This is a genomic window from Streptomyces sp. NPDC002577, assembly GCF_053594815.1.
In genome coordinates this window covers 1-23,049 of record NZ_JBSFWK010000033.1, presented here as the reverse complement: position 1 = coordinate 23,049, position 23,049 = coordinate 1, and the positions used below count along the sequence as shown (strand labels likewise).

The following is a 23,049-nucleotide window of genomic DNA, read 5'->3' as shown; positions in this document are numbered from 1 at the left end:
GGATCGCGGCGGCGAGGAAGAGGAGGACCGGAAGCGGGACGAGGACGCGGACGAGAACGGCCGCCGGGACGGCGACGGGCTGCGATCGGTCACACGGGGCACGGCCCCATGGTGCCAACGACACGCACTTTCTCTGCGTAACAGGCCAATACCGGATGTGTCGCTCAAAATACGCTTATGTATTTTTATGGACGGCGGGGGTGCGCCTGGTGAGCCAGAACCCTGACACCCTGCCTCCACCGTCCGGAAGCGTCCGTGAGGGCGACACCGCGGCCCCCGACACGACCCGGACCGGGACCGGGCCGGCCGACGCCTTCGACGCCCTGTACGCGTTCGGCGCCCCCTCCCTCGTACGCCAGGCGTACCTGCTCAGCGGTCGGCGCGACCTCGCGCGGGAGGCCGTCGAGTGGGCCTTCCAACAGGCCTGGTACCGCTGGCCGGAGGTCGCTGTCGACCCGGATCCCGCGGGATGGGTGCGGGCTGTGGCGTACGAGTACGCCGTGTCGCCGTGGCACCGGCTGCGGCTGCGCCGCTCCCACCGCCGACCCGAGGAACCGCCCGCCGACCCGGACGACCGCAGACTGCTCGCCGCGTTCCTGGAGCTGCCACCGTCGTACCGCCGCACGCTTCTGCTCTACGACGGCCTCGGGCTCGACCTGCCGGAGACCGCTGCCGAGACGGAGGCGAGCACCCCGGCGACGGCGAACCGACTGCTGCACGCCCGCGAGGCGATCGCCTCACAGCTTCCCGAACTCAGCTCCCCCACCGAGCTGCACCGGCGCCTGAACAAGCTGGCCGACTCGGAGAAACTGCAGACGCCCAAGGCGGAGCAGGTACGCACCGACAGCGAGCGACGGGCCTGCCTGTGGACGAGAGCGGCGATCGCTTCCACAGCCCTCATCGCGGCCGCGACGGCGCTCACCCTGTGGACCGCACCGACCCACTACGAGCCCCCACAGGCCCCCGGCAGGCCCGTGACCGGCGTACCCCCACGCATGGGCCCGACCCCCCTCACAAAAGCCCAGAAATCCCTACACGACCGCCTCCACACCAACCCGGCCAACGGCCCACAACGCCTCGCGCCCGAGCCGGACTGAAAGCAGCGCGGACAGCTGCCGCTACCGCTGTGGGCTGACCGCATAAGCAGGCGGGCCCGCACCCCCAAGGGGGTACGGGCCCGCCACAACAGCCAAGGCACAGCGCCCAGCGTTACGCCAGGATCTCCCGAGCCAGCTTCGCCGTCTCGGTCGGCGTCTTGCCGACCTTGACGCCCGCGGCCTCGAGCGCCTCCTTCTTCGCCTGGGCGGTGCCCGACGAACCGGAGACGATGGCGCCGGCGTGACCCATGGTCTTGCCCTCCGGCGCGGTGAAGCCGGCGACGTAGCCGACGACCGGCTTCGTCACGTTGGCCTTGATGAAGTCCGCCGCGCGCTCCTCGGCGTCGCCGCCGATCTCGCCGATCATGACGATCAGGTCGGTGTCGGGGTCGTCCTGGAACGCCTTCAGCGCGTCGATGTGGGTGGTGCCGATGATCGGGTCACCGCCGATGCCGACGCAGGACGAGAAGCCGAGGTCACGCAGCTCGTACATCATCTGGTAGGTCAGCGTGCCGGACTTGGACACGAGACCGATACGGCCGGGCTTGGTGATGTCGGCCGGGATGATGCCGGCGTTCGACTGACCCGGCGTGATCAGACCCGGGCAGTTCGGGCCGATGATGCGGGTCTTGTTGCCCTTGGACTGCGCGTACGCCCAGAACTGCGCGGTGTCGTGGACCGCGACGCCCTCGGTGATGACGACCGCGAGCTCGATCTCGGCGTCGATCGCCTCGAGGACCGCGTCCTTGGTGAACTTCTCCGGGACGAAGATGACCGTCACGTCGGCGCCGGTCTTCTCGATCGCCTCGGCGACCGACCCGAAGACCGGGATCTCGGTGCCGTCGAAGTCGACGGTGGTGCCCGCCTTGCGCGGGTTCACGCCACCGACGATGTTCGTGCCGGAAGCAAGCATGCGCTTGGTGTGCTTCTGGCCCTCGGAGCCGGTCATGCCCTGGACGATGACCTTGGATTCCTTGGTGAGGAAGATAGCCATGGTGTCGGTTTCCCTCGTCCCTTACTTCGCAGCCAGCTCGGCGGCCTTGTCGGCCGCACCGTCCATGGTGTCCACACGCTGCACGAGCGGGTGGTTGCGGTCGTCCAGGATCTGGCGACCCAGCTCGGCATTGTTGCCGTCGAGGCGCACGACCAGCGGCTTGGTGACCTCTTCGCCCTTGGACTCGAGGAGCTCCAGGGCCTGCACGATGCCGTTGGCGACCGCGTCGCACGCGGTGATGCCGCCGAAGACGTTGACGAACACGGACTTGACGTCCGGGTCGCCGAGGATGATCTCGAGGCCGTTCGCCATGACCTCGGCGGAGGCGCCGCCACCGATGTCGAGGAAGTTGGCGGGCTTCACGCCGGAGTGGTTCTCACCGGCGTACGCGACGACGTCCAGGGTCGACATGACCAGGCCGGCGCCGTTGCCGATGATGCCGACCTCGCCGTCCAGCTTGACGTAGTTGAGGCCCTTGGCCTTGGCGGCCGCCTCGAGCGGGTTGGCCGCGGCCTTGTCCTCGAGCTCGGCGTGCAGCTCCGCGTGACGGAACTCTGCGTTGGCGTCCAGGGACACCTTGCCGTCGAGGGCGATGACGTCACCGGAGGCGACCTTGGCCAGCGGGTTGACCTCGACCAGGAGGGCGTCCTCCTTGACGAAGACGTCCCACAGCGTCACCAGCACGTCGGCCACCTTGTCGGCGACCGCGGCCGGGAACTTGGCGTCCTGGACGATCTGGCGGGCGACCTCGGGGGTCACACCCTTGTTGGCGTCGATCGGGGTCTTGGCCACGGCCTCGGGGCGGGTGGCCGCCACCTCCTCGATCTCCATGCCGCCCTCGACGGAGGCGATGGAGAGGAAGGTGCGGTTGGCACGGTCGAGGAGGAAGGAGACGTAGTACTCCTCGACGATCTCCGGAGCCGTCTCGGCGATCATGACCTTGTGGACCGTGTGGCCCTTGATGTCCATGCCGAGGATGTCCGTCGCGCGAGCGACGGCCTCGTCCGGGGTGGCGGCCAGCTTCACGCCGCCGGCCTTGCCACGGCCACCGACCTTGACCTGGGCCTTTACTACCGACTTGCCGCCCAAGCGCTCAGTCGCCGCGCGCGCCGCCTCAGGCGTGTCGATGACTTCACCGGCCAGCACCGGTACACCGTGCTTGGCGAAGAGGTCCCTCGCCTGGTACTCGAACAGGTCCACGCGCGTCCGTCCCTATCAGTGATCTCGCGGTTCGTTTTCTGCGTGGGCGTGCCGCGAAGGGCAACGTGACTTCCGCTGTCACTAGGGGTCACTAGGGAGGCGTACACGGTGTCCGGGCACGCGGCATGTCCGTCTGGCAGGTTATCGCCGTAGGCCTGCTGTCCATAAATCGCAGATCACACCCGAGCGGTGATACCGGTCACAGACTGCGCCCGTCAGGCAACCCAGGGCCAGGAAAAAGGGCGGTCCCCCCGCATCGTTCCCGTGTCGCGGGGGGCCGCCCGCAGCCCGCTGAGGCTGGTTTCCTGGACGTAAATTCCTGGTCAGTCCATGACTGTCACGTGCTGTGAGGCGCCGGACGCGTACTCGGGTACCAGCGGGACATCACAGTGAGTAGTCGGAGTAATCGGCGGTGGCCTCGGACGCGGAGGACACCCAGCCCGGGGTGACCGACTCCGCGAGGCCCTGGGCGCCCGTCGCCGCGTTCCCGGCGAGCGGCTGCGCGTCGGCGGTGACGGTCGCCGTCAGGTCCTGCGCGAACGGCTGGACCTGTCCGGCCACGCCGGTGGCGAACGGATCCACCTGGTCGACCATGCCTGCTGCGAACGGGTGAACGTCGCCCGTGACGCCCCACGCGAGGCCGTCGGCGCTGCTGCCGACACCGTGCACGACGGGCTGCACCTGCTCGACGACGGTCTCCACGAACGGCCGCACGGCGCCGACGGCGCCGCCGACGAAGGCCTGCACGTCGTCGCTCACGACGCCCTGCGCGAAGGGCGCGACCTCGCCCACGACACCCTGCGCGAACGGCGCGACCTCGGCGACGACCCCGCTCGCGAACGGCTGGACGTCGCCGACGACACCGCCCGCCAGCACGGTCGCGTCCCCGACGGCCTGCCCGGCGACCGGGAGCACACCGTCCACCGCGGTGGCCGCGACGGGCGGCAGCACGGACGCGGCGGTCTCGTCGACGATCGGCGTCGCGGTCACGACCGCACCGCGGACGTGACCCGGAACGGCCGCCACAGCCCCGTCGACACGGGCCTGCACGTCGGCGGGGAGCTGGGCGGCGGTGGCCTGCGCGGTGTAGACCGCCTGACCTGCGGTGGTCCGGACCGTGTGGGCCGCCTGGCCTGCGGTGGCCTGGGCGCCGTAGATCACCTGACCGGCGGTGCTCTGCGCACCGGAGGTCACCTGCCCGGCGGCACCCCGGGCCTCGTACGCGGCGTGCCCGGCAGTGCCCTGGGCCTCGTGGGCGACCTGACCGGCCGCGCTCTGCACAGCGGAGACGGCCTGCCCGGCCTTGCCCTGGACCTGGGCCTGGGCCTGGGCCTGGGTGAGTGCGAGGGCCTTCTCGAGCTCCGGCGCGAACGCGGACAGCGGGCCGAACAGGTAGTCGATGTCGTCCTGTGTGCCGTCGACCGCGGTCGTGGCGGCCTCCGCGGTGGCGTGCACGGAAGCCTCCGCGGCGGTCGCCTGCCGGGAAACGGCCGAGGTGGCCGTGTCGTACTCGGGGATCTGCGCGTCGATGTACGCGCGTGCCTGCTCGGCGCGGTCCGCGGCGTTCGTCACCGCGTGGGCGGCCTTGGTCTTCGCCTTGGCCTCGGCGTGAGCGCTCGCCTCGGCCCGGGAGGCGGTGTCCGCGACCGCGGACTCGGCCCCGGCGGCCGTACCGGCAGCGGCACCGGTCGCGCCGGACCGGGCAGCGGCCGCCTTACCGGTGGCCGTACCGGCGGTGGACTTCGCCTTGGCGGCGGTGTCCGTCACGGTCGACTCGGCCTTGGCGACGGTGCCGGAGGTGACATCGGAGACCGTGTCCTGCACACCGGCGACCTCGCCCTGGACCTCCCCGACCGTGTCGGTGAGCGTGTCCGCCACGGAGAGGGAGTGCGCGGGCAGCTCGTCGGCGCTGGCGACGGCGGAGCCGAGAGCCCACGCGCCCGTGACACCGGCGGCTATCACGATGGAACGGCGGATGTTCTTGTGCATGCTTGCGTCAGATCCTTCGGAAGGTCGAATTCTTCTTCCGGCCCGGTCAGTTGAACTGGACCGGGCCGACGGCATCCGTCCGGTGAACGGGAGGGGTGTCCGGACGGCGGGCAGACCTGTCCCGCCCCCGCGCGGCAGGTCTCGAACGGGGAAAGGGCTGCCCTAGCCGGGGAATTCGTTGATGTCGCGGTGCCTGTCGCGGACGTCCGCGTCGTCCGTTGCCGCGATGCCGCCCGGCACGAGCCGGAACGGGGCGCCTTCCGCGACCGACGCGGCATGCAGATCGCCGTGCCGCGGTGAACTGGTGTCGAAGAGCGACTGGTTGACGATCGCCCCGGCCGGTTCCCCACCGGGTGTACGGGCGGGAGCGTGCTCAGGACGCACGGCACCGCCGTCGTGGCGGTCCGTCAGACAGCCGACCGAAACGCCGACCTGGGTGCGCGGGCCGTACGCCGGACCATACCCGGCCGCGGGCGACTTCCCCGCGCCGTCCTCCACCGCGGCTTCGCTGCTGGGCTGCTCAGCAGCCCCACTCTGCGGCGGCTGTACCAGGTCGCCTCCGGGCAGCGCCCCACCAGGCAGGGACGGCAGCCCGGGGAGCCCAGGCAGCCCGTGCAGCCCGTGCAGGTCCGGCCAGTCGGGATCCGCCGTCGGCGACACTGCGGAGAGCGCGCCCGTGACCGTGTCCACCAGCCGTCCGACAGCCCGCGCGGCCGACTCGCCGGCCCCTTCACCGGTCTGCACGTCGGCTGCCCTGTCCACTGCCCCGCCGACCGTCTCCAGGGCCGACTCGGCGACCGGCCTGACGGCCGGGCGCACGGCCCGATGTGCCTGGTAGGACGTCTGCTCGGAGACCTGGGGTTGGTGGGAGACTTGAATGTGTCCGGGTTCCGCCGCTCGTCCGGAAGACAGCGCCTGTTCGGGTGCCCGAACAGGGCTGACGACTGCGGCGGTTCGGGACTCCGCCGCATGCGCCCGCTCACCGCAGATCACACCCAGCACGAACAACCCCCCGAGCAGGAACATCACCCGCAGCGCACGCCGTCCAGCCGCCGTGCGCACAACGCGCAGGGCGACAAGGGGCAGAGCTGCTGGGGACATCAAGATCGGGGAGGGTCCTCCCGTGCGAGGGGACGGGCCGGAACGCAACGCTCCGTCAGGCGATGTGCCGATCCTCGCACGGGACTCCCGAGGTTGCGCAAGTCCCCCGTTACCGATGGGTAGTCATGTCCGGTATGGGAAGAGGGCGCCTTTCGATCGCCGCGGCCATCACGTCCGGGAAGAGATCGGGCGTGCAGGCGAAGGCCGGCGCATCCAGGGCCGCGAGCGCGGCGGCATGCTCACGGTCGTACGCCGGTGCCCCTTCGTCGGACAGCGCGAGCAGCGCGACGAACTGCACTCCGGACGCCTTCATCGCCGCGACCCGCTTCAGCATCTCGTTCCGTATTCCCCCTTCGTAGAGGTCCGAGATGAGCACGACGACCGTGTCCTGGGGCCGGGTGATCTGCGACTGGCAGTACGCAAGAGCCCTGTTGATGTCCGTCCCGCCCCCGAGCTGTGTGCCGAAGAGGACATCCACGGGGTCGTCGAGCTGGTCCGTGAGGTCGACCACGGCCGTGTCGAAGACGACGAGCCGGGTCGCTATGGACCGCATCGACGCCAGCACCGCGCCGAACACCGAGGCGTAGACCACGGATGCCGCCATCGATCCCGACTGGTCGATGCAGAGGATCACCTCCTTCTTGACCGACTGCGAGGCCCGCCCGTACCCGATCAGCCGCTCGGGCACGACCGTCCGGTACTCCGGCAGATAGTGCTTCAGGTTGGCCGCGATGGTGCGGTTCCAGTCGATGTCGTGGTGGCGCGGCCGACTGATCCGGGCGCTGCGGTCGAGGGCCCCGGTGAGGGTGGCGCGGGTGCGGGTGGCGAGCCGCTTCTCGAGATCCTCGACGACCTTGCGCACCACGGCCCGTGCCGTCTCCTTCGTCGTCTCGGGCATGGCCTTGTTGAGGGAGAGCAGGGTCCCCACGAGATGCACGTCGGCCTCCACGGCCTCCAGCATCTCCGGTTCGAGCAGCAGGGTGGACAGGCCCAGCCGGTCGATCGCGTCGCGCTGCATGACCTGGACCACGGAGGACGGGAAGTACGTCCGGATGTCGCCGAGCCAGCGGGCCACGGACGGCGCGGACGCCCCGAGGCCCGCCGAACGGTCCCTGCCGCGGGGCGCCTTGTTGCCGTTCCGGTGCTCACCGTTCCCGTACAGCGCGGCGAGTGCGCCGTCCATCGCCGCGTCCTGCCCGGTGAGCGCGCAGCCGGTGCCGTCCGCCGCATCCCCGCCCAGCACGAGCCGCCAGCGCCGCAACCGCTCTTCGGTCCGCTCAACAGCGGTGATCGTCCCGGTGCCGGCACCGGTGTCGGTGTCGGTGTCGGTGTCGGTGTTCAGAGCCTTACTCATCTCGATGCCTCCGCGAACGCAACGTCGTCAGGGCCGGGCACGGGTATCGGCGTGTCTGCTTCTGCCGGGTCGTCCAGCCCGAGCAGCAGAGACAGCACCGGGAGCACGGCGTCCGCGCGCGGCCCATCGAGCTCCGGCGCGAAGCCGGGCGGTGCCGCACCGCCACCGTGGGCCGGGCCGGAAGCACCAGCCGGCCCGCGGCGGACCAGCTCACCGAGGGTGCGGCGCACTCCCGGTTCGTACGCCGAGAACGTACGGCGCAGCAGCGGCAGTACGTCCGTGAAGGCCTCCGCGGAGACTCCGGTGAGCCATGCATCGACGAGGGCCAGCAGCTGCTCGTCGTGCACGAGGAGCATGCCGCCACCCGAGCCGCCGCCGACGAACCCCTCGATCCATGCCGCCGCGTCCGCCGGCGGTGTGCCCGGCGAGAGCGCGAGCGCCATGAGGCGTCCGGCCTCGTCGCCGTCCACCTGCGCGTCGTCGAGCAGCAGTCTCGTACCGCGGCCGCGGATCACTCCGGGCACGGTGTCCCGCCGGGCGAGCACGCGAAGCACCGAGTGCCAGCGCGTCCGTATGCCTCCATGTGCCCGCTCGACACCGCCGTGCGCCGCGTCGGCTTCGCCGTGCGCCACTTCGGTTCCGTCGTACGCCGCCTCGGGTCCGTCGTACGCTGCCGGGGCTCCGCCGGGCTCGTCGAGGAGTCCGACGGCGCCGTGCACGGCGTCGACGTGGCGGCGCATCTCCGCCGCCGCATCGGCGTCGAGGGACGCGCAGGCGGGCGGCAGCCCGACGAAGACGCGCTCGGCGAGGCCCGCGGCGACCTCGGCCAGCGCATGGGTGTCCGTGCCGCGCACGTCGCCGTAGCGCAGGGAGCGGACCAGTGCCGGGAGTGCCTGTGCGAGGTGGCCGACGTCCGTGTCGAGGGCCGCCCGGTCGGCGAGGACACGCATCGCCACGGGGAGCGCGTCGGGGAGTTCCGCGAGGAGGCACCGCTCGGCGAGCGCCGTGACGTCGGCGAGCTGTTCGGCGGCGACGGCGTCCGACTCGGCCTTGGCCGTGGCGGCGGCGAGCACGGTCGTGCCCCATATCCCGGCCTCCGCGACCCGCACCGACAGCTCCGGTTCCCAGCGCAGCCGCCAGGTCTCGCGGAAGGTGCCGGTGCCGGCGCGCGTCGGCCTCGCGGGCTCGCCCCAGTCGATGCCGAGCAGCCGGAGCCGGTGCAGCAGCGTGCTGCGTGCCGCGTCCGTCTCCTTGCGCAGGTCCAGCTCCAGCTCCCGTTCCAGCGGCTCCGGTTTGAGCCGCAGTCTCCGCTGCAGACGGGTGAGGTCGCGTTGCAGCGGGACGGCCGGCGCCGAAGCGGGCACCTCCCCGAGGACGTCGCCGACGACCAGCTTGTCGTGGACCAGCGCGAGCGGTACGTCCGAGCCGTCGCACATGACGGCCCGTATCGCGTCGGTGGTCTCCGACAGGCCGGGGAGCGGGCGGCCGCGCATCGCCGCGAGCGTGCCGGCGAGCCGAACCGCCTCGATGACGTGCGCGGACGACACGATCCTGTCCTCTTCCCTGAGGAGCCCGGCGACCTTGGTCATCCAGCGCTCGACGGGCCGGTCGGGGGCGCTGAACAGATGCCCGTACCACCCCGGGGATTCGATCCCCGATCCGTACCCACTGGTGCGGGACAGGCGCCGGTGCGTCCAGGGCACCCAGGTCATGTCGGCCTTCACCTTGGGCAGCCCCTTGAGCAGCGCCCGGTCGGCGGTCGCCGTGGTCCGCTGCCGCAGCGCGGGCACGTGCCAGGCTCCGCAGACGACCGCCACGTCGTCTCCGAACTCGCGCTGTGCGGCGCGCAGCTGGATCCGCATGTACGCCTCGCGGACCAGGTCCCGGTCATGGCCGCCGGACCCGTACTCGTCGCGCAGCGCTCCCATGGCCTCGGCCAGCGCCTCGAACGGCGCGAAGGCGTGATCGTCCTCCCCCTGTCCCCGTCCTCTGAGGGCCCGGGAGGTGCTCCCGGCCCGGTGCTCGACGACGTCCTCCCACCATCGCTCGGGGTCGTCGTAACCGACGACGCCGGCGAGCACGGCGAGCGGATCGATCCGCAGCGCGTCCTCCCTCGCGCGTGCCTCGGGGATGCCCGACGGCGCCCCGGTCTGCTCGGCGTCCGGGTCCGCGGGGGTCCCGGAAGTGCCGGGCGGAGCCGCCGGGCCGGGCGACTCGGCCGGCTCGGGCGGCGGGGAGTCGGCCGCCGTCTCGTGCCAGGCCAGCGTGTGCGTCGCCGGGAGGTCGATGAAGCGGGCCGGAACGTCGTGCTCCAAGGCCCACTGGACGGCTACCCATTCCGGGGAGAACTCGGCGAACGGCCAGAACGCCGAGCGGCCGGGCTCGTCCACGGCGTGGGCGAGGAGGGCGACCGGTGGCCGCATGTCCTCGTCGGCTGCCAGGGCGATCAGCGCGTCCGCCTCGGGCGGGCCTTCGATCAGGACCGTCCGGGGGCGGGCCGCCTCCAGGGCTGCCCGCACGCCCCGGGCCGAACCGGGCCCGTGGTGCCGCACACCCAGGAGCAGGGGCCCGCTGCCGCCGCCTCCCCGCCCGGCGCGGGAGGTGTCGGGCGCGGTCATACGCTCACCTCCCGGCATGCGCGGTAGAAGTCCTTCCAGCCGTCGCGCTCGCGCACCACGGCCTCCAGGTACTCCTGCCAGATCACACGGTCCGCAGCCGGGTCGCGGACGACGGCGCCGAGGATTCCGGCCGCGACGTCCGACGGCCGCAGCACCCCGTCGCCGAAGTGCGCCGCCAGCGCCAGCCCGTTCGTCACCACCGAGATCGCCTCGGCGGTCGACAGCGTGCCGCTGGGCGACTTCACCTTCGTACGCCCGTCGGCCGTGACTCCGTCGCGCAGCTCGCGGAAGACCGTGACGACCCGGCGGATCTCGTCGATGCCGTCGGGCGCGGACGGCAGATCCAGCGAGCGCCCGATCTGGTCGACGCGGCGGGCCACGATGTCGACCTCGGCGTCGGCGCTCTCCGGCAGCGGCAGCACCACGGTGTTGAAACGGCGGCGCAGCGCGCTGGACAGGTCGTTGACGCCGCGGTCGCGGTCGTTGGCCGTGGCGATCAGGTTGAAGCCGCGGACGGCCTGCACCTCCTGACCCAGTTCCGGTATCGGCAGGGTCTTCTCCGACAGGATCGTGATCAGCGTGTCCTGTACGTCGGCCGGGATGCGGGTCAGCTCCTCGACCCGCGCCGTCATGCCTTCGGCCATGGCCCGCATGACGGGGCTCGGAACGAGCGCGTCCCGGCTGGGCCCGTGCGCCAGCAGCCGCGCGTAGTTCCAGCCGTAGCGGATCGCCTCCTCCGGTGTCCCGGCCGTGCCCTGCACCAGCAGTGTGGAGTCGCCGCTGATCGCGGCGGCCAGGTGCTCGGACACCCACGTCTTCGCCGTGCCGGGCACACCGAGCAGCAGCAGGGCGCGGTCGGTGGCGAGCGTGGTGACGGCCACCTCGACGATGCGGCGCGGCCCCACGTACTTCGGCGTGATCACCGTGCCGTCGTCGAGTGTGCCGCCGAGCAGATACGTGGCGACCGCCCACGGCGACAGACGCCAGCGGGCCGGACGCGGCCGGTCGTCCTGTGCGGCGAGCGCCGCGAGCTCGTCGGCGAACGCGGTCTCCGCATGCGGGCGCAGCGCCTCGGCCGCGTCTGCCGATGTGCTCGCGGACTGGTTCAAGTTCGGGTCGACGGGCGTCGGTTCAACGGACACGGACATGGCGTGGTCCCCCTCCAGCTCGGCCTGCTCGATCTGGTCCCCACCGTGCACCACGCCACTGACAATCGGCTCTGACCTGCGCAGACAGCCCGGCGAAGGTCGATTGTCAGTGGCGGGACCTACCTTCGACGACATGACTCAGCAGGGGGTGCGCTGGACGGCGGACCAGGTGCTGGCACTGGCACCTGACGCGGCGTCACGCAAGGCGGGAAGCAGGCTCGGCGCGGCCGGGCCGTGGTCGGGGACGGGCAGTTCCGGCGAAGGGACGGTGTGGGGGCTGTGCAAGGGCAGCGGCAGCAAGCCGTATCAGACGGTCGTCGACATCGCGGACGCGGCCGGCCCGGCGTACAAGTGCAGTTGTCCGAGCCGCAAGTTCCCGTGCAAGCACGCGCTTGGGCTGCTGCTGCTCTGGGCGGGCGGGGACGACGGCGTGCCGGATGCGCAGGCGCCGGAGTGGGCGGAGCAGTGGACAGCGAGTCGCAGACAACGGACCGAGCGGAAACGGACAGCTGGGGCGGCACCGGCCCGGTCCGGTGATCCGGAGGCGGCACGGCGCCGCACGGAGAAGCGGGCTGAGCGGATCACCGCCGGCGCGGTGGAGCTGGAGCAGCGCCTGGCGGATCTGCTGCGGTCCGGGGTCGCCTCGGCGGAGCAGGGCGGGTACGCCCTGTGGGAGGAGACCGCGGCCCGCATGGTCGACGCCCAGGCGCCCGGGCTGGCCGCGCGGGTCCGGGAGCTGGGGGCCATACCGTCCTCCGGGTCCGGCTGGCCAATGCGGCTGCTGGAGGAGTGTGCGCTCATCCATCTCCTCGACCAGGGCTGGCTGCGCCGCGAGCGACTGCCGGAGTCCCTCGCGGCCACGGTCCGTTCACGCGTCGGCCTGTCGGCGGCGGCGAGCGGGACGGCAGTGCGTGACCGCTGGCTGGTCCTCGCGCAGTACGACACGGCAGACGACCATCTGACGACCCGTCGGATATGGCTGCACGGCGAGGAGTCCGGACACACCGTGCTGCTGCTGTCGTACGGAGCAGCGGGGCGGGCGCCCGCGCTCGCTCTGCCGGTGGGCCTGGCGCTCGACGCGGAGGTGTCCTCGTATCCGGGCGCCGGGCAGCTGAGGGCCGATCTCGGTGAGCAGTTCGCACCTCCTGCGCCCACGGCGGTGCGGCCGGGAGGAGTGGGCCCGGCGCAGGCGTTGGCGCGGTACGGCGAGGCGCTGCGGGACGACCCCTGGCTGGAGTCCTGGCCCGTGACGCTGGAGGGCGTTATACCGGCCCCGGACGGAGACGGCTGGCAACTGGCCGACACCGACGGAAAGTTCGCGCTGCCTCTGGCGGCCCCCGCGCTGTCCGGCTCCCGGCTGTGGCGCCTTGTCGCCGTGTCGGGCGGCGCTCCCATCACGGTCTTCGGTGAGTGCGGGCACCGCGGTTTCACCCCGCTCGCGGTCTGGCCGGAGGGGCCGGGAGAGCCGGTGCCGCTGTGCTGAGCCGACACCCGCCCCGGACGCAACGCAATCCCACACCCGCCCCGGTCCAGCTCGTCCCCAACGGAAGGAGACGCGCATGAACAGGCACCCCGGCATGACGGAGGCCTCCTGGCCCCTCTCGTCGTCCCGGTCCTCCCAGTCCTCCCAGGCCTCCCGTTCCTCCGGGCCCTCCCAGTCCTCCTGGGAGGAGCTGGTCACGGCTGCACTGCTCGGTACGGAGCGGCGCACGCCTCCGGTCGGCGGCGCCGGGAAAGAGGCGCCGACCGCCCTGCTGGACGCGGCTGCCGTGCAGACCGTGCGGCGCAGAGCAGGGCTCCGGGCTGCGCCCGCCGCCGCGCTGCCCGAGCCCTCGGCGCGCGATCCCCGGCCCGCGTTGCCGCCGGCGGCCAGGCGACGGCTCGCGATGCTGCTCGCGGACCGCCCGGGCACGGGCAGCGGCGGCCGCCGTGGAACGGCCCCCGACCTCATGGAGCTGCTGCCCCAGTGGCTCGCCACGGCGAACCAGCACGGCTACGCAGCCCCGCCGGAGCTCCTGCCCGCGCTCCTCGACGCGGCCAGGGGGCGTACGGATCTGCGTCCGCAGGCGCTCGCCTTCGCGGGACCGCGTGCGACATGGCTTGCGCGGCTGAACCCGGACTGGAGGTTCGCACTGCGCTCCGCCCCCGGCGGCGGCGCCGCACTGCCCGCCCTCGGCGACCCGGCGGAGGTCGAACGACTCTGGCAGGAGGGGCTGTTCGCCGAACGGGTCGCGCTGCTGGCCGCGATGAGGGCGCACGACCCCTCTGCGGCCCGCGAGCTTCTGGCCACAACCTGGTCCACGGAGCGCGCCGAGGACAGGCTGATGTTCCTCGACTCACTGCGCACGGGGCTGTGCGACGCGGACGAGCCGTTCCTGGAGACGGCGCTGACCGACCGCAGCCGCAACGTCCGGGCCACTGCAGCCGAGTTGCTGTCCGCACTGCCGCGCTCGGCGCTCGCCGCGCGCATGGCGGCACGCGCCGCCTCCTGCGTGTCCCTCGACCGCACGCAGGGGCAACCGACGATCGTGGTCGAGGCTCCGCACGAGTGCGATGCGGACATGGAGCGGGACGGTGTGGTGCCCAAGCCGCCTGCGGGCCGGGGGGAACGGTCGTGGTGGCTGGGCCAGCTGGCCGAGGCGGCACCGCTCGCCGTCTGGCCGGAGCGGCTCGGGGGGCGTACGCCGGAGGAGACAGTCGCGTTGCCGGTCGCCGACGACTGGCAGGGCGAGCTGCACGGGGCGTGGTGCCGGGCCGCGGTACGGCAGCGGGATGCGGCCTGGTCCCGGGCGCTGCTCGGCGCTCCGGCGTCGCCGGGCGCGGGTGGTCCTGGCGCGGTGTCCCTCGCGGAGCGCGCGAAGCTGCTGGCCGCGCTGCCGGCGGGCGAACGGGCCGAATGGGTAGCGGGGTTCGTCTCGGCGCACGGCCTGTCGGAGGCGTTCCAGCTGCTCGGGGTGTGCGCGACCCCGTGGGCCGAGCCGTTGGGCCGCGCGGTGGTGGACGCGCTGAACATCGCACGGGATGCCGGCAGTTATCCGTGGAGCTTCAGCGGTGTGATGGGGCTCGCGGAGCGCTGCCTGGACCCGGCGACGGCCGCCCGCCTTGACGGACTCACGTCCATACCCGATGAGCCGGAGGACGCGTCCCCGGGCTCCGTGGGCTACTGGACGGAAGCCTTCCAACGCCTCGTGGGCACACTTCGCCTGCGAGCAGCCATGCGGGAGGAGCTCACGGCTCGCTGAGCTCGGGCATACACGGTCACGCCAACGGCCAAGGTGTGCTGTCCCGCGACGTTGGCGACAGACGACACACACCGCACCGCCCGCAGCGGTTCCACCGCTACGGCCCTTCGGGGTGACGGCCTGCCGCAGGGCGCCTGACCCAGTCACTCGAACAGCCCACGCGGAACGGGCCGGTACTCCGCAGGGCGCGCTGATCGGCAAGGCGCCGTGGAGGCCTGGCGACCCAGGCCTCCACGGCGGCCCTGACGTTAGGCCGGCTGGCGTACGTTCGCGTGGACCCAGTCCACGATCGAGGCCGTCGTGGCGCCAGGGGTGAAGATCGCCGCGACGCCCTTCTCCTTGAGCGGGGCGATGTCCGCCTCGGGGATGATGCCGCCGCCGAAGACCTTGATGTCCTCCGCGTCGCGCTCCTTGAGGAGCTCCAGCACGCGCGCGAAGAGCGTGTTGTGCGCGCCGGACAGGATGGACAGACCGATCGCGTCGGCATCCTCCTGGATCGCGGTGTCGACGATCTGCTCGGGAGTCTGGTGCAGACCGGTGTAGATGACCTCCATACCGGCGTCACGCAGCGCCCGCGCGATCACCTTGGCCCCGCGATCATGGCCGTCGAGCCCCGGCTTGGCGACCACCACGCGGATCGGCCCCGTTGCCACACCCATCACTGCCTCCATGTACCGACATGCCATCCGGCATGTACCCACTGCACCACCGACTGCACCGGCGGCACCGATTGCAACCGCCCACCCGGCCCACCCATGCCCCGTTGCCCCGCGGACGCAAGTGCACGAGCACGCGAGAGCGAACAGATCAACGGCTACGGCCGCCCCGCCCGGCACCGACCTCACCCGAGTGGGCCCGAGGAAGTGAACGAACGTTATCGCCAGCATCCCGCAACAGGCAGTTTTACGGTGGTCACCGAGGGGGAAATCACACGGTGGGACACGTTCGCCGCGCACTGCTCCGCATCCGGCGTCACACAGGCCGTAACCGGGGCAGGCGTCAGGGGAGCCGCCTGAGAGGTCGCCGGCCTCACGCCGTCAGCCGCCCGGCCGCACGGCGCGACGAGGCAGCGCATCGGCTATCGCACAGGGAGCCACAGAAGCGCTACAGAGAGCCACCACAAGAGCCGCATCAGTCAGAAAAAAATGGAATTACACGCACCACAGACGGGACAAAAGCACCACGACGCAGCCTGTGCACTGCCGGCCTCCTCCATCGCGGCTGCCCACTAGGGCATACGGGGGACAGAGCCGTCCTTCGTGTGCCGACGGGAGGTCGGTCGACCATGAAGGCCACGACGGTTCTGCCCATTCTTCCGCTCTGTCAGCGCCTCCTTCCCTGGAGGCTGGCGGGGCTCTCCATCACCCTGCTGAAGGCGACCGCCCTCGAGATCGCGATACTGGCCGGCCACCTCCTGCTGTACCCCTCGGGCATCACTCAGGAGCGCAGAGTCGCCCCCGCACTGCCCCGGCCGGGCACCCCCCAGTTGCCGACGGAGAGGAAACTCCCCGTCGTCCTGCTGCACGGCTTCATCGACAACCGCTCCGTCTTCGTCCTGCTGCGGCGCTCACTGGCGCAGCACGGCAGGCAGCACGTGGAGTCCCTCAACTACTCCCCGCTGACCTGCGACATCCGCACCGCGGCCGAACTGCTCGGCCGCCACATAGAGGAGATCTGCGAGCGCACCGGCCACCGCGAGGTGGACATCGTGGGGCACAGCCTCGGCGGACTGATCGCCCGCTATTACGTGCAGCGGCTCGGCGGCGACATAAGGGTCCGCACGCTGGTCACCCTGGGTACGCCGCACTCGGGCACCCGCATCGCGCCGCTGCTGGACGCGCATCCGATCGTCCGGCAGATGCGGCCGGGTTCCGAGGTCATCGAGGAGCTGAGGCAGCCTTCACCCGACTGCCACACGCAGTTCGTGAGCTTCTGGAGCGACCTCGACCAGATGATGGACCCGCTCGACACAGCCTGCCTCGACCACCCGGATCTGACCGCGCGCAACGTGCAGGTGAGCGGAATCGGGCATCTCGCCCTGCCGGTGCACCCCGCAGTGGCCAACGGCATCCGGCAGGCGCTCGACGCGGAGGCGACAGCAGGGGCGGAAGCGGGAGCGACGGAGACCAAGCCGGCCGGCCGAGCTGGTGGTCTGACAGTGGCCTGACCTCGAACACCAGTCGAACGCAGACCCAAAGCTCTGCCCACCGTTCGCCGAAAGCGCCCTGATTGCCCGTTTCTTGCGAGCGCGAAACCTGCCGAAGATTGTCGCGCCCGCATACCGCCGGGTACAGTCGCCGCACTGCTCAGCCCCTGGGACCGTGTGACTTCAGCGGCCAGCGCCGCGGGTTCAGACCCCAGCTCCTGCTGTCGAGGCGAAAGAGAAGTTGGTGAACGACCGTCACCCGTCGGGGACCGCAACTCCCCCGACACCGGCCACAGACGCCGACTATGCGCGCTACGACTACGCCTCCTACGACGGGCAGAGCGCACAGCACGGCGGCTACACCGGGTACGACGGCTATTCCACCGACACGTACTCCACGGGCTCCTACGCCACGGACTCCTACGACACCGGCACCTACACCAGCCCCGGTTTCGCGACCGATCCGCTGTTCGGTGACATCTCAGGCGGGGCGTACGACAGCGGCCAGTGGTCCGGACTGGGCGCCGCCGCCGGTACCGATGGCACCGGCACGTATCAGACCCAGACGGTCACCGCGCAGGAGACGCTGAACTACGACCCGTATGCGGCGCAGCACCATGCCGTGTACGAGACCGGCAGTTATGACACGACCGCGGTCTGGGCGTCCGCCGGATATGAGCAGCTCGCCGCCCACATCCCCGCGCAGGCCACCAGCCCGGACGCCGACGGCACGGGCCAGTGGGACTCGACGGCCTGGGCCGTCGGCGGCCAGACCGGCCAGTGGGAGACGCAGGCGACGCAGACCTTCACGAACGGCGCCTTCGGGGACCAGAGCTTCGACACGGGCACGTACGACGCCACCGCGTGGAACTCCGACGGCGGCTCGACGTCGTACGAGTACGAGCAACACGATTCCGCCGAAGCCGGGTTGGTCTCCGAGGAGGACGTCCGGGGCCACGAGTCCGATCACGGCGGCGACGCCGGCACCGACCCCGACCGTGATCGCGATCTGCCGCTCGACGAGGCACCGTCGGGCGAGAAAGCGGCTGAACCGCCGGTGCGTGCAGTGCGATCCGAGGGCCGAGTGCCCCGGGCGCGGTCCCGGCGCCGCTCCCCCGCCAAGCGTTCGGCACTGCTCACCGTCGCTGTGCCGTCCGCGTGCGTGATGGGGGTCGCGGGAATCGCCGCCGCATCCGTGAGCAACATGGGCGGCGACGACAGCACGACGGCCGCGGCCTCGGACACCGGCTCCGTGAAGCCGTCCGTCGCCAACAACAAGCTCGACACGCAGCTGCAGAACCTCTCCGCCGACGCGGGCGACTTCGCCGACAGGGCGAGCCGCACCCAGGAACGCATCGACCTCAAGGCCGAGCAGGAGGCCGAGCGCAAGAAGGCGGCGGAGGAAGCGGCGCGCAAGGAGCGGCTGCGGCCGAAGTTCGCGCTGCCGGTGACCCAGCACGGGCTCAGCGCCTACTTCGGTCAGGCCGGCGTCAACTGGATGTCCGTGCACACCGGCATCGACTTCCCCGTCTCCTACGGCACACCCGTGATGGCCGCGACGGACGGCACCGTACGCGTGCAGTGGAACAGCGCCTACGGCAACATGGCGATCGTGACCGCCAAGGACGGCACCGAGACGTGGTACTGCCACCTCTCGAGCCACAAGATCTCGAGCGGCCCGGTCAAGGCCGGTGAGGTGATTGCGTACTCCGGGAACTCCGGCAACTCCACCGGTCCTCACCTGCACTTCGAGGTGCGGCCCGGTGGCGGTGCGGCGATCGATCCGCTGCCGTGGCTTCGGAGTCACGATCTCAACCCGACGTAGCCGTCGGGTTGAGATCGCCCGTCTCCCGCTACAGCTTCTCCACCGGTGCGTACCGCAGCAGCAGTCGCTTCGGCTTGGTGTCGCCGAAGTCGATCGTCGCCTCGGCGTTCGCGCCCGTCCCCTTCACCGCGACCACCGTGCCGAGGCCGAACTGGTCGTGTGTGACCCGGTCCCCGACCGCGACCGAGACCACCGGCTTCTCCGATGCCCGGCGCGTGGCGAACCCGGAGGCTCCGGAGGCCGCGCTGCGCGAGCGCGACGAGGAGAGGGAGGCGGCGACACCGGCGGCCGGGCCGGAGGACATGGGGGCGGTGGATCCCGTCCGCTTCCACTCCATGTGGTGGGCGGGGATCTCCTCCAGGAAGCGCGACGGCGGGTTGTACGCCGGCTGGCCCCAGGCGCTGCGCATCGTGGACCGCGTCAGGTAGAGGCGCTCCCGTGCGCGCGTGATCCCGACGTACGCCAGGCGCCGCTCCTCCTCGAGCTCCTTGGTCTGGCCGAGCGAGCGCATGTGGGGGAAGACGCCGTCCTCCATGCCCGTCAGGAAGACGACCGGGAATTCGAGGCCCTTGGCGGTGTGCAGGGTCATGAGCGTGATGACGCCGCTGCCCTCCTCGTCCTCGTCCGGGATCTGGTCGGAGTCGGCGACGAGCGCCACCTGCTCCAGGAAGTCGGACAGCGAGCTCGCCTCGCCCTCGGCGCGCTCCTGCTCGAACTCCAGCGCCACGGCGGCGAGTTCCTGCAGGTTCTCGATGCGGGTCTCGTCCTGCGGGTCGGTGGAGGCCTGCAGCTCGGCGAGGTATCCGGTCCGTTCGAGCACGGCTTCGAGGACGGTCGCCGGGCCCGCGCCGGACTCCGCGATGGTGTGCAGCTCCTCCATCAGCGTGTTGAACCGCTTGACGGCGTTGGTCGAGCGGGCCGCCATGCCGTACGCCTCGTCGACGCGGCGCAGGGCCCCCGCGAAGCTGATCTTCTCGCGCTGTGCGAGGGCGTCGATCATCGCCTCGGCGCGTTCGCCGATGCCGCGCTTGGGGACGTTCAGGATGCGGCGCAGCGGGACGGAGTCCTCCGGGTTCGACAGCACGCGCAGATACGCGAGGACGTCCCGGACCTCCTTGCGCTCGTAGAAGCGGACGCCGCCGACGACCTTGTACGGCAACCCGACGCGGATGAAGATTTCCTCGAACACACGGGACTGGGCGTTGGTGCGGTAGAAGACGGCGACGTCGCCCGAGGTCGCGTCGCCCGCGTCCGTCAGCCGGTCGATCTCGTCGGCGACGAACTGCGCCTCGTCGTGCTCGGTGTCGGCGACATAGCCGGTGATCATCGCGCCCGCGCCTGCGTTCGTCCACAGGTTCTTCGGGCGGCGGCTCTCGTTGCGCTCGATGACGGCGTTGGCGGCGCTCAGGATCGTCTGGCTGGAGCGGTAGTTCTGCTCGAGCAGGATCGTCGTCGCGTCCGGGTAGTCCTCCTCGAACTGGAGGATGTTGCGGATGGTGGCGCCGCGGAAGGCGTAGATCGACTGGTCCGCGTCACCGACGACGCACAGCTCGGCCGGTTCGGGGTCGCCTTCGCCGCCCGGCTGGCCGACCAGCTCGCGCACGAGCGCGTACTGCGCGTGGTTGGTGTCCTGGTACTCGTCGACCAGGACGTGGCGGAAGCGCCGGCGGTAGTGCTCGGCGACGTCCGGGAACGCCTGGAGCAGATGGACCGTCGTCATGATCAGGTCGTCGAAGTCGAGCGCGTTCGCCTCGCGCAGGCGCGACTGGTACAGCGCATAGGCCTGCGCGAGGGTCTTCTCGAAGCCGTCGGCGGCCTGGCCCGCGAAGGTCTCCTCGTCGATGAGCTCGTTCTTGAGGTTGGAGATCTTGGCGCTGAAGGACTTCGGCGGATAGCGCTTCGGGTCGAGGTCCAGATCCCGGCAGACCAGGGCCATGAGGCGCTTGGAGTCCGCGGCGTCGTAGATCGAGAAGCTCGAGGTGAAGCCCAGCCTCTTCGACTCGCGGCGCAGGATGCGCACGCACGCGCTGTGGAAGGTCATCACCCACATCGCGCCCGCGCGCGGGCCGACGAGCTGCTCGACACGCTCCTTCATCTCGCCAGCGGCCTTGTTCGTGAACGTGATCGCCAGGATCTGCCCGGGGTGCACGCCGCGCTCGGCCAGCAGATACGCGATGCGGTGCGTCAGCACGCGCGTCTTGCCGGAGCCGGCGCCGGCCACGATGAGCAGCGGGGAGCCGGAGTGCACGACGGCGGCGCCCTGCTGGTCGTTCAGCCCGTGGAGCAGCGCCGCCGAATCGATGGCAGGGCGGGGCGCGCCGTCCCGGTAGTACGCGTCGCGGGGCGGCGGAGGCGCGTCGAACCGGCCCTCGAACAGGTCGTCCGGGATGTCCTCCGGGACACTGTCCTCGGGCGGCGGCGGGGGCTCCTCGTCCGCGTGCCGCGCGCGCTGGAGATCGGCCAGGAAGCTGTCGTCAAAGAGGCTGCTCATCGCTTCTCGAGTCTAGGCCGCCGCACCGACACCCACGGCCGCCTCGGGAACTCGGCCCCGGCAACCTTGGGCACTCGGCCGCCGCTTCGCGAAACCGAATCCGGGACTCCACGGCCCGGATCATGGTCCGGATCGCGGCCCGGCCCTGATCACGGCCCGGAAAAGTGGAGTAGGTCACCTCAGATACGGACATCAGCGATTCTTCTGCTTTGCCGGGAAACAACCCCTACGACCCCGCCGAACGGTCAAGGTCACGAAAATGTATCGGGCATATCGAACATCAACCTTCACAGCGGCCACACGAGTTGGCTAGCGTGCCCGGCGGGCTGCCCGTACCCCCGCCGGCGAACGACGCCGGGACGGGTCGCCCGCGCCGAGTCCGGTGCGCCTCACGGCAGCCGGAGCCGGGGACCCACTTTGACCTTGGGGTGAATCGGCCCCGTACCGACTGCACGCGGCAGGCCGCGCGCAGGAGGCGACGGGCCGTAGGGCAACCTTCCGAACCACCCGCCCGAACCCGACAGCTAACCCGGTAGGCGGTCCACGGAAGGAGTCGCCTCCCTTGGCGTCGCACCGCAAGTCGCGGACCACCGGCCAGCTCGTCGCCGGCCTCCGTACGTCCCCCGCGGTCGGCTTCACCGCCGCCGCCCTCACCTCCGTGGCGCTCATGTCCCAGACGGCGATCGCCGCGCCCGCCGAGCCGAACCCCAGCCTCGAAGAGGTCCAGAAGAAGGTGGACGACCTCTACCGTCAGGCGGGTGTCGCCACCCAGAAGTACAACGCGGCCAAGGAAAGCGCCGACAAGCAGCGCAAGACCGTCGACGGCCTGCTCGACGACGTGGCCAGGCACACCGAGAAGATGAACGAGGCCCGCCAGGAGCTCGGCTCGTTCGCCGCCGCCCAGTACCGCACCGGGTCGGCCGTCTCCGGCACCGCCACGCTGCTCCTCGCCGACGACCCCCAGGAGTACTTCGACCAGAGCCAGCTGATGAACCGGCTCACCAGCCGGGAGAAGGAAGCGGTCGACGCCTACCAGACGCAGCAGCTCGAGACGACGAAGAAGCGCGAGGAGGCGACGGAGTCCCTCGAGACGCTGACCAAGTCGCAGGCGGACCTGAAGGCCAGCAAGCAGGACGTCCAGAAGAAGCTCAGCGAGGCGCGCGAGCTGCTGTCGAAGCTGACCGCCGAGGAGAAGGCACGGCTCGCGGCGATCGAGAAGCAGAAGGAGGAAGAGGCCCGGCGCAAGGCCGAGGAGCTGGCCGCCAAGCAGGCCGAGGAGAAGCGGCAGCAGGAACAGGCCGCGCAGGAGGCCGCCGCCGGTTCCGGGACGAGCACCGGGAGCGAGTCCGGCAGCAGCACCGGTTCCTCCGGTTCCTCCAGCTACGCCGCGCTGGCCGCCAAGGTCATCGACTTCGCCAAGGCCCAGATAGGCAAGCCGTACGTCTGGGGGGCCACGGGCCCGGACTCGTACGACTGCTCCGGCCTCACCCAGGCCGCGTGGAAGTCCGCCGGGGTGTCACTGCCGCGCACCACCTGGGACCAGGTGAAGGTCGGCACGACCGTCTCAGTCGACGATGCCCAGCCCGGTGACCTGGTGTTCTTCTACGACGACATCAGCCACGTCGGAATCTACATCGGCAACGGCGAGATGATCCACGCGCCCAAGCCGGGCGCGTACGTGCGGGTCGAGTCGATCTACTACATGCCGATCCACAGCGTGGTGCGGCCGGCGTAGCCGCAGCGGCCTGGAGCAGGGGGTGGGGGGGGGGGCCCCCCCCCCCCCCCCCCCGGCGCCCCCCCCCCCCCCCCGGGCAACAGGAAACCAAGATGGCACAACCCCACAC

15 protein-coding genes and 1 riboswitch are annotated in these 23,049 nt (G+C 71.2%); of the genes, 6 read left to right on the top strand and 9 right to left on the bottom strand.

Annotated elements, in window-relative coordinates:
* The first annotated feature begins 2 nt into the window (after positions 1-2).
* Positions 3-1,097 (top strand): RNA polymerase sigma factor, encoded by a 1,095-nt coding sequence (locus ACWD4J_RS30910; protein WP_451398813.1) that lies wholly within the window; start codon positions 3-5, stop codon positions 1,095-1,097.
* Positions 1,098-1,209: 112 nt separating this feature from the next.
* Here ACWD4J_RS30910 and sucD read toward each other — a convergent pair whose 3' ends face one another.
* The 7 genes from sucD to ACWD4J_RS30875 all read right to left on the bottom strand — a co-directional run bounded on the left by sucD (position 1,210) and on the right by ACWD4J_RS30875 (position 11,501).
* Positions 1,210-2,091 carry a succinate--CoA ligase subunit alpha gene (gene sucD / locus ACWD4J_RS30905; protein ID WP_451398751.1) on the bottom strand — a complete coding sequence of 294 codons (882 nt, stop codon included), beginning with the start codon at positions 2,089-2,091 and terminating at the stop codon, positions 1,210-1,212.
* A gap of 21 nt (positions 2,092-2,112) precedes the next feature.
* Positions 2,113-3,291: an ADP-forming succinate--CoA ligase subunit beta gene (gene sucC, locus ACWD4J_RS30900; RefSeq protein WP_451398750.1), complete on the bottom strand. Its 1,179-nt coding sequence runs from the start codon at positions 3,289-3,291 to the stop codon at positions 2,113-2,115.
* A 384-nt stretch (positions 3,292-3,675) separates the two neighbouring features.
* Positions 3,676-5,280, bottom strand: a complete 1,605-nt coding sequence (locus tag ACWD4J_RS30895) for a hypothetical protein (protein ID WP_451398749.1) — start codon at positions 5,278-5,280, stop codon at positions 3,676-3,678.
* Between the two features lie 162 nt (positions 5,281-5,442).
* Complete coding sequence (locus ACWD4J_RS30890; RefSeq protein ID WP_451398748.1) at positions 5,443-6,381, bottom strand: hypothetical protein; 939 nt, start codon at positions 6,379-6,381, stop codon at positions 5,443-5,445.
* A 109-nt stretch (positions 6,382-6,490) separates the two neighbouring features.
* Positions 6,491-7,735, bottom strand: a complete 1,245-nt coding sequence (locus tag ACWD4J_RS30885; protein ID WP_451398747.1) for a VWA domain-containing protein — start codon at positions 7,733-7,735, stop codon at positions 6,491-6,493.
* Positions 7,732-10,353: a DUF5682 family protein gene (locus ACWD4J_RS30880; RefSeq protein ID WP_451398746.1), complete on the bottom strand. Its 2,622-nt coding sequence runs from the start codon at positions 10,351-10,353 to the stop codon at positions 7,732-7,734. The genes ACWD4J_RS30885 and ACWD4J_RS30880 overlap by 4 nt, the downstream gene beginning before the upstream one ends.
* Positions 10,350-11,501 carry an ATP-binding protein gene (locus tag ACWD4J_RS30875; RefSeq protein ID WP_451398812.1) on the bottom strand — a complete coding sequence of 384 codons (1,152 nt, stop codon included), beginning with the start codon at positions 11,499-11,501 and terminating at the stop codon, positions 10,350-10,352. Before ACWD4J_RS30875 ends, ACWD4J_RS30880 begins: the two co-directional genes overlap by 4 nt.
* A gap of 133 nt (positions 11,502-11,634) precedes the next feature.
* Here ACWD4J_RS30875 and ACWD4J_RS30870 point away from each other — a divergent pair, with 133 nt between their 5' ends.
* Both ACWD4J_RS30870 and ACWD4J_RS30865 read left to right on the top strand, forming a co-directional pair.
* Positions 11,635-12,984 carry an SWIM zinc finger family protein gene (locus tag ACWD4J_RS30870; protein WP_451398745.1) on the top strand — a complete coding sequence of 450 codons (1,350 nt, stop codon included), beginning with the start codon at positions 11,635-11,637 and terminating at the stop codon, positions 12,982-12,984.
* A gap of 76 nt (positions 12,985-13,060) precedes the next feature.
* Entirely contained in the window at positions 13,061-14,743 is a 1,683-nt protein-coding gene (locus ACWD4J_RS30865; protein WP_451398744.1) for a DUF5691 domain-containing protein, read from the top strand.
* Between the two features lie 248 nt (positions 14,744-14,991).
* Here ACWD4J_RS30865 and ACWD4J_RS30860 read toward each other — a convergent pair whose 3' ends face one another.
* Positions 14,992-15,402, bottom strand: a complete 411-nt coding sequence (locus ACWD4J_RS30860; RefSeq protein ID WP_451398743.1) for a cobalamin B12-binding domain-containing protein — start codon at positions 15,400-15,402, stop codon at positions 14,992-14,994.
* A gap of 626 nt (positions 15,403-16,028) precedes the next feature.
* On the opposite strand from ACWD4J_RS30860, the gene ACWD4J_RS30855 reads away from it, so the two are divergent.
* Positions 16,029-16,910, top strand: a complete 882-nt coding sequence (locus tag ACWD4J_RS30855) for an esterase/lipase family protein (protein ID WP_451398742.1) — start codon at positions 16,029-16,031, stop codon at positions 16,908-16,910.
* 223 nt (positions 16,911-17,133) lie between these two features.
* On the top strand, positions 17,134-18,714 hold the full coding sequence (locus tag ACWD4J_RS30850; protein ID WP_451398741.1) for a M23 family metallopeptidase: 1,581 nt from the start codon (positions 17,134-17,136) through the stop codon (positions 18,712-18,714).
* A 28-nt stretch (positions 18,715-18,742) separates the two neighbouring features.
* Here the strand turns inward: ACWD4J_RS30850 and pcrA are convergent, their stop codons facing one another.
* Positions 18,743-21,205 (bottom strand): DNA helicase PcrA, encoded by a 2,463-nt coding sequence (gene pcrA, locus ACWD4J_RS30845; RefSeq protein ID WP_451398740.1) that lies wholly within the window; start codon positions 21,203-21,205, stop codon positions 18,743-18,745.
* A 361-nt stretch (positions 21,206-21,566) separates the two neighbouring features.
* Positions 21,567-21,759: riboswitch (cyclic di-AMP (ydaO/yuaA leader) on the top strand.
* Between the two features lie 8 nt (positions 21,760-21,767).
* Here pcrA and ACWD4J_RS30840 point away from each other — a divergent pair.
* Positions 21,768-22,940, top strand: coding sequence for an NlpC/P60 family protein (locus ACWD4J_RS30840; protein WP_451398739.1), 1,173 nt, complete (start codon positions 21,768-21,770; stop codon positions 22,938-22,940).
* Positions 22,941-23,049 lie beyond the last annotated feature (109 nt).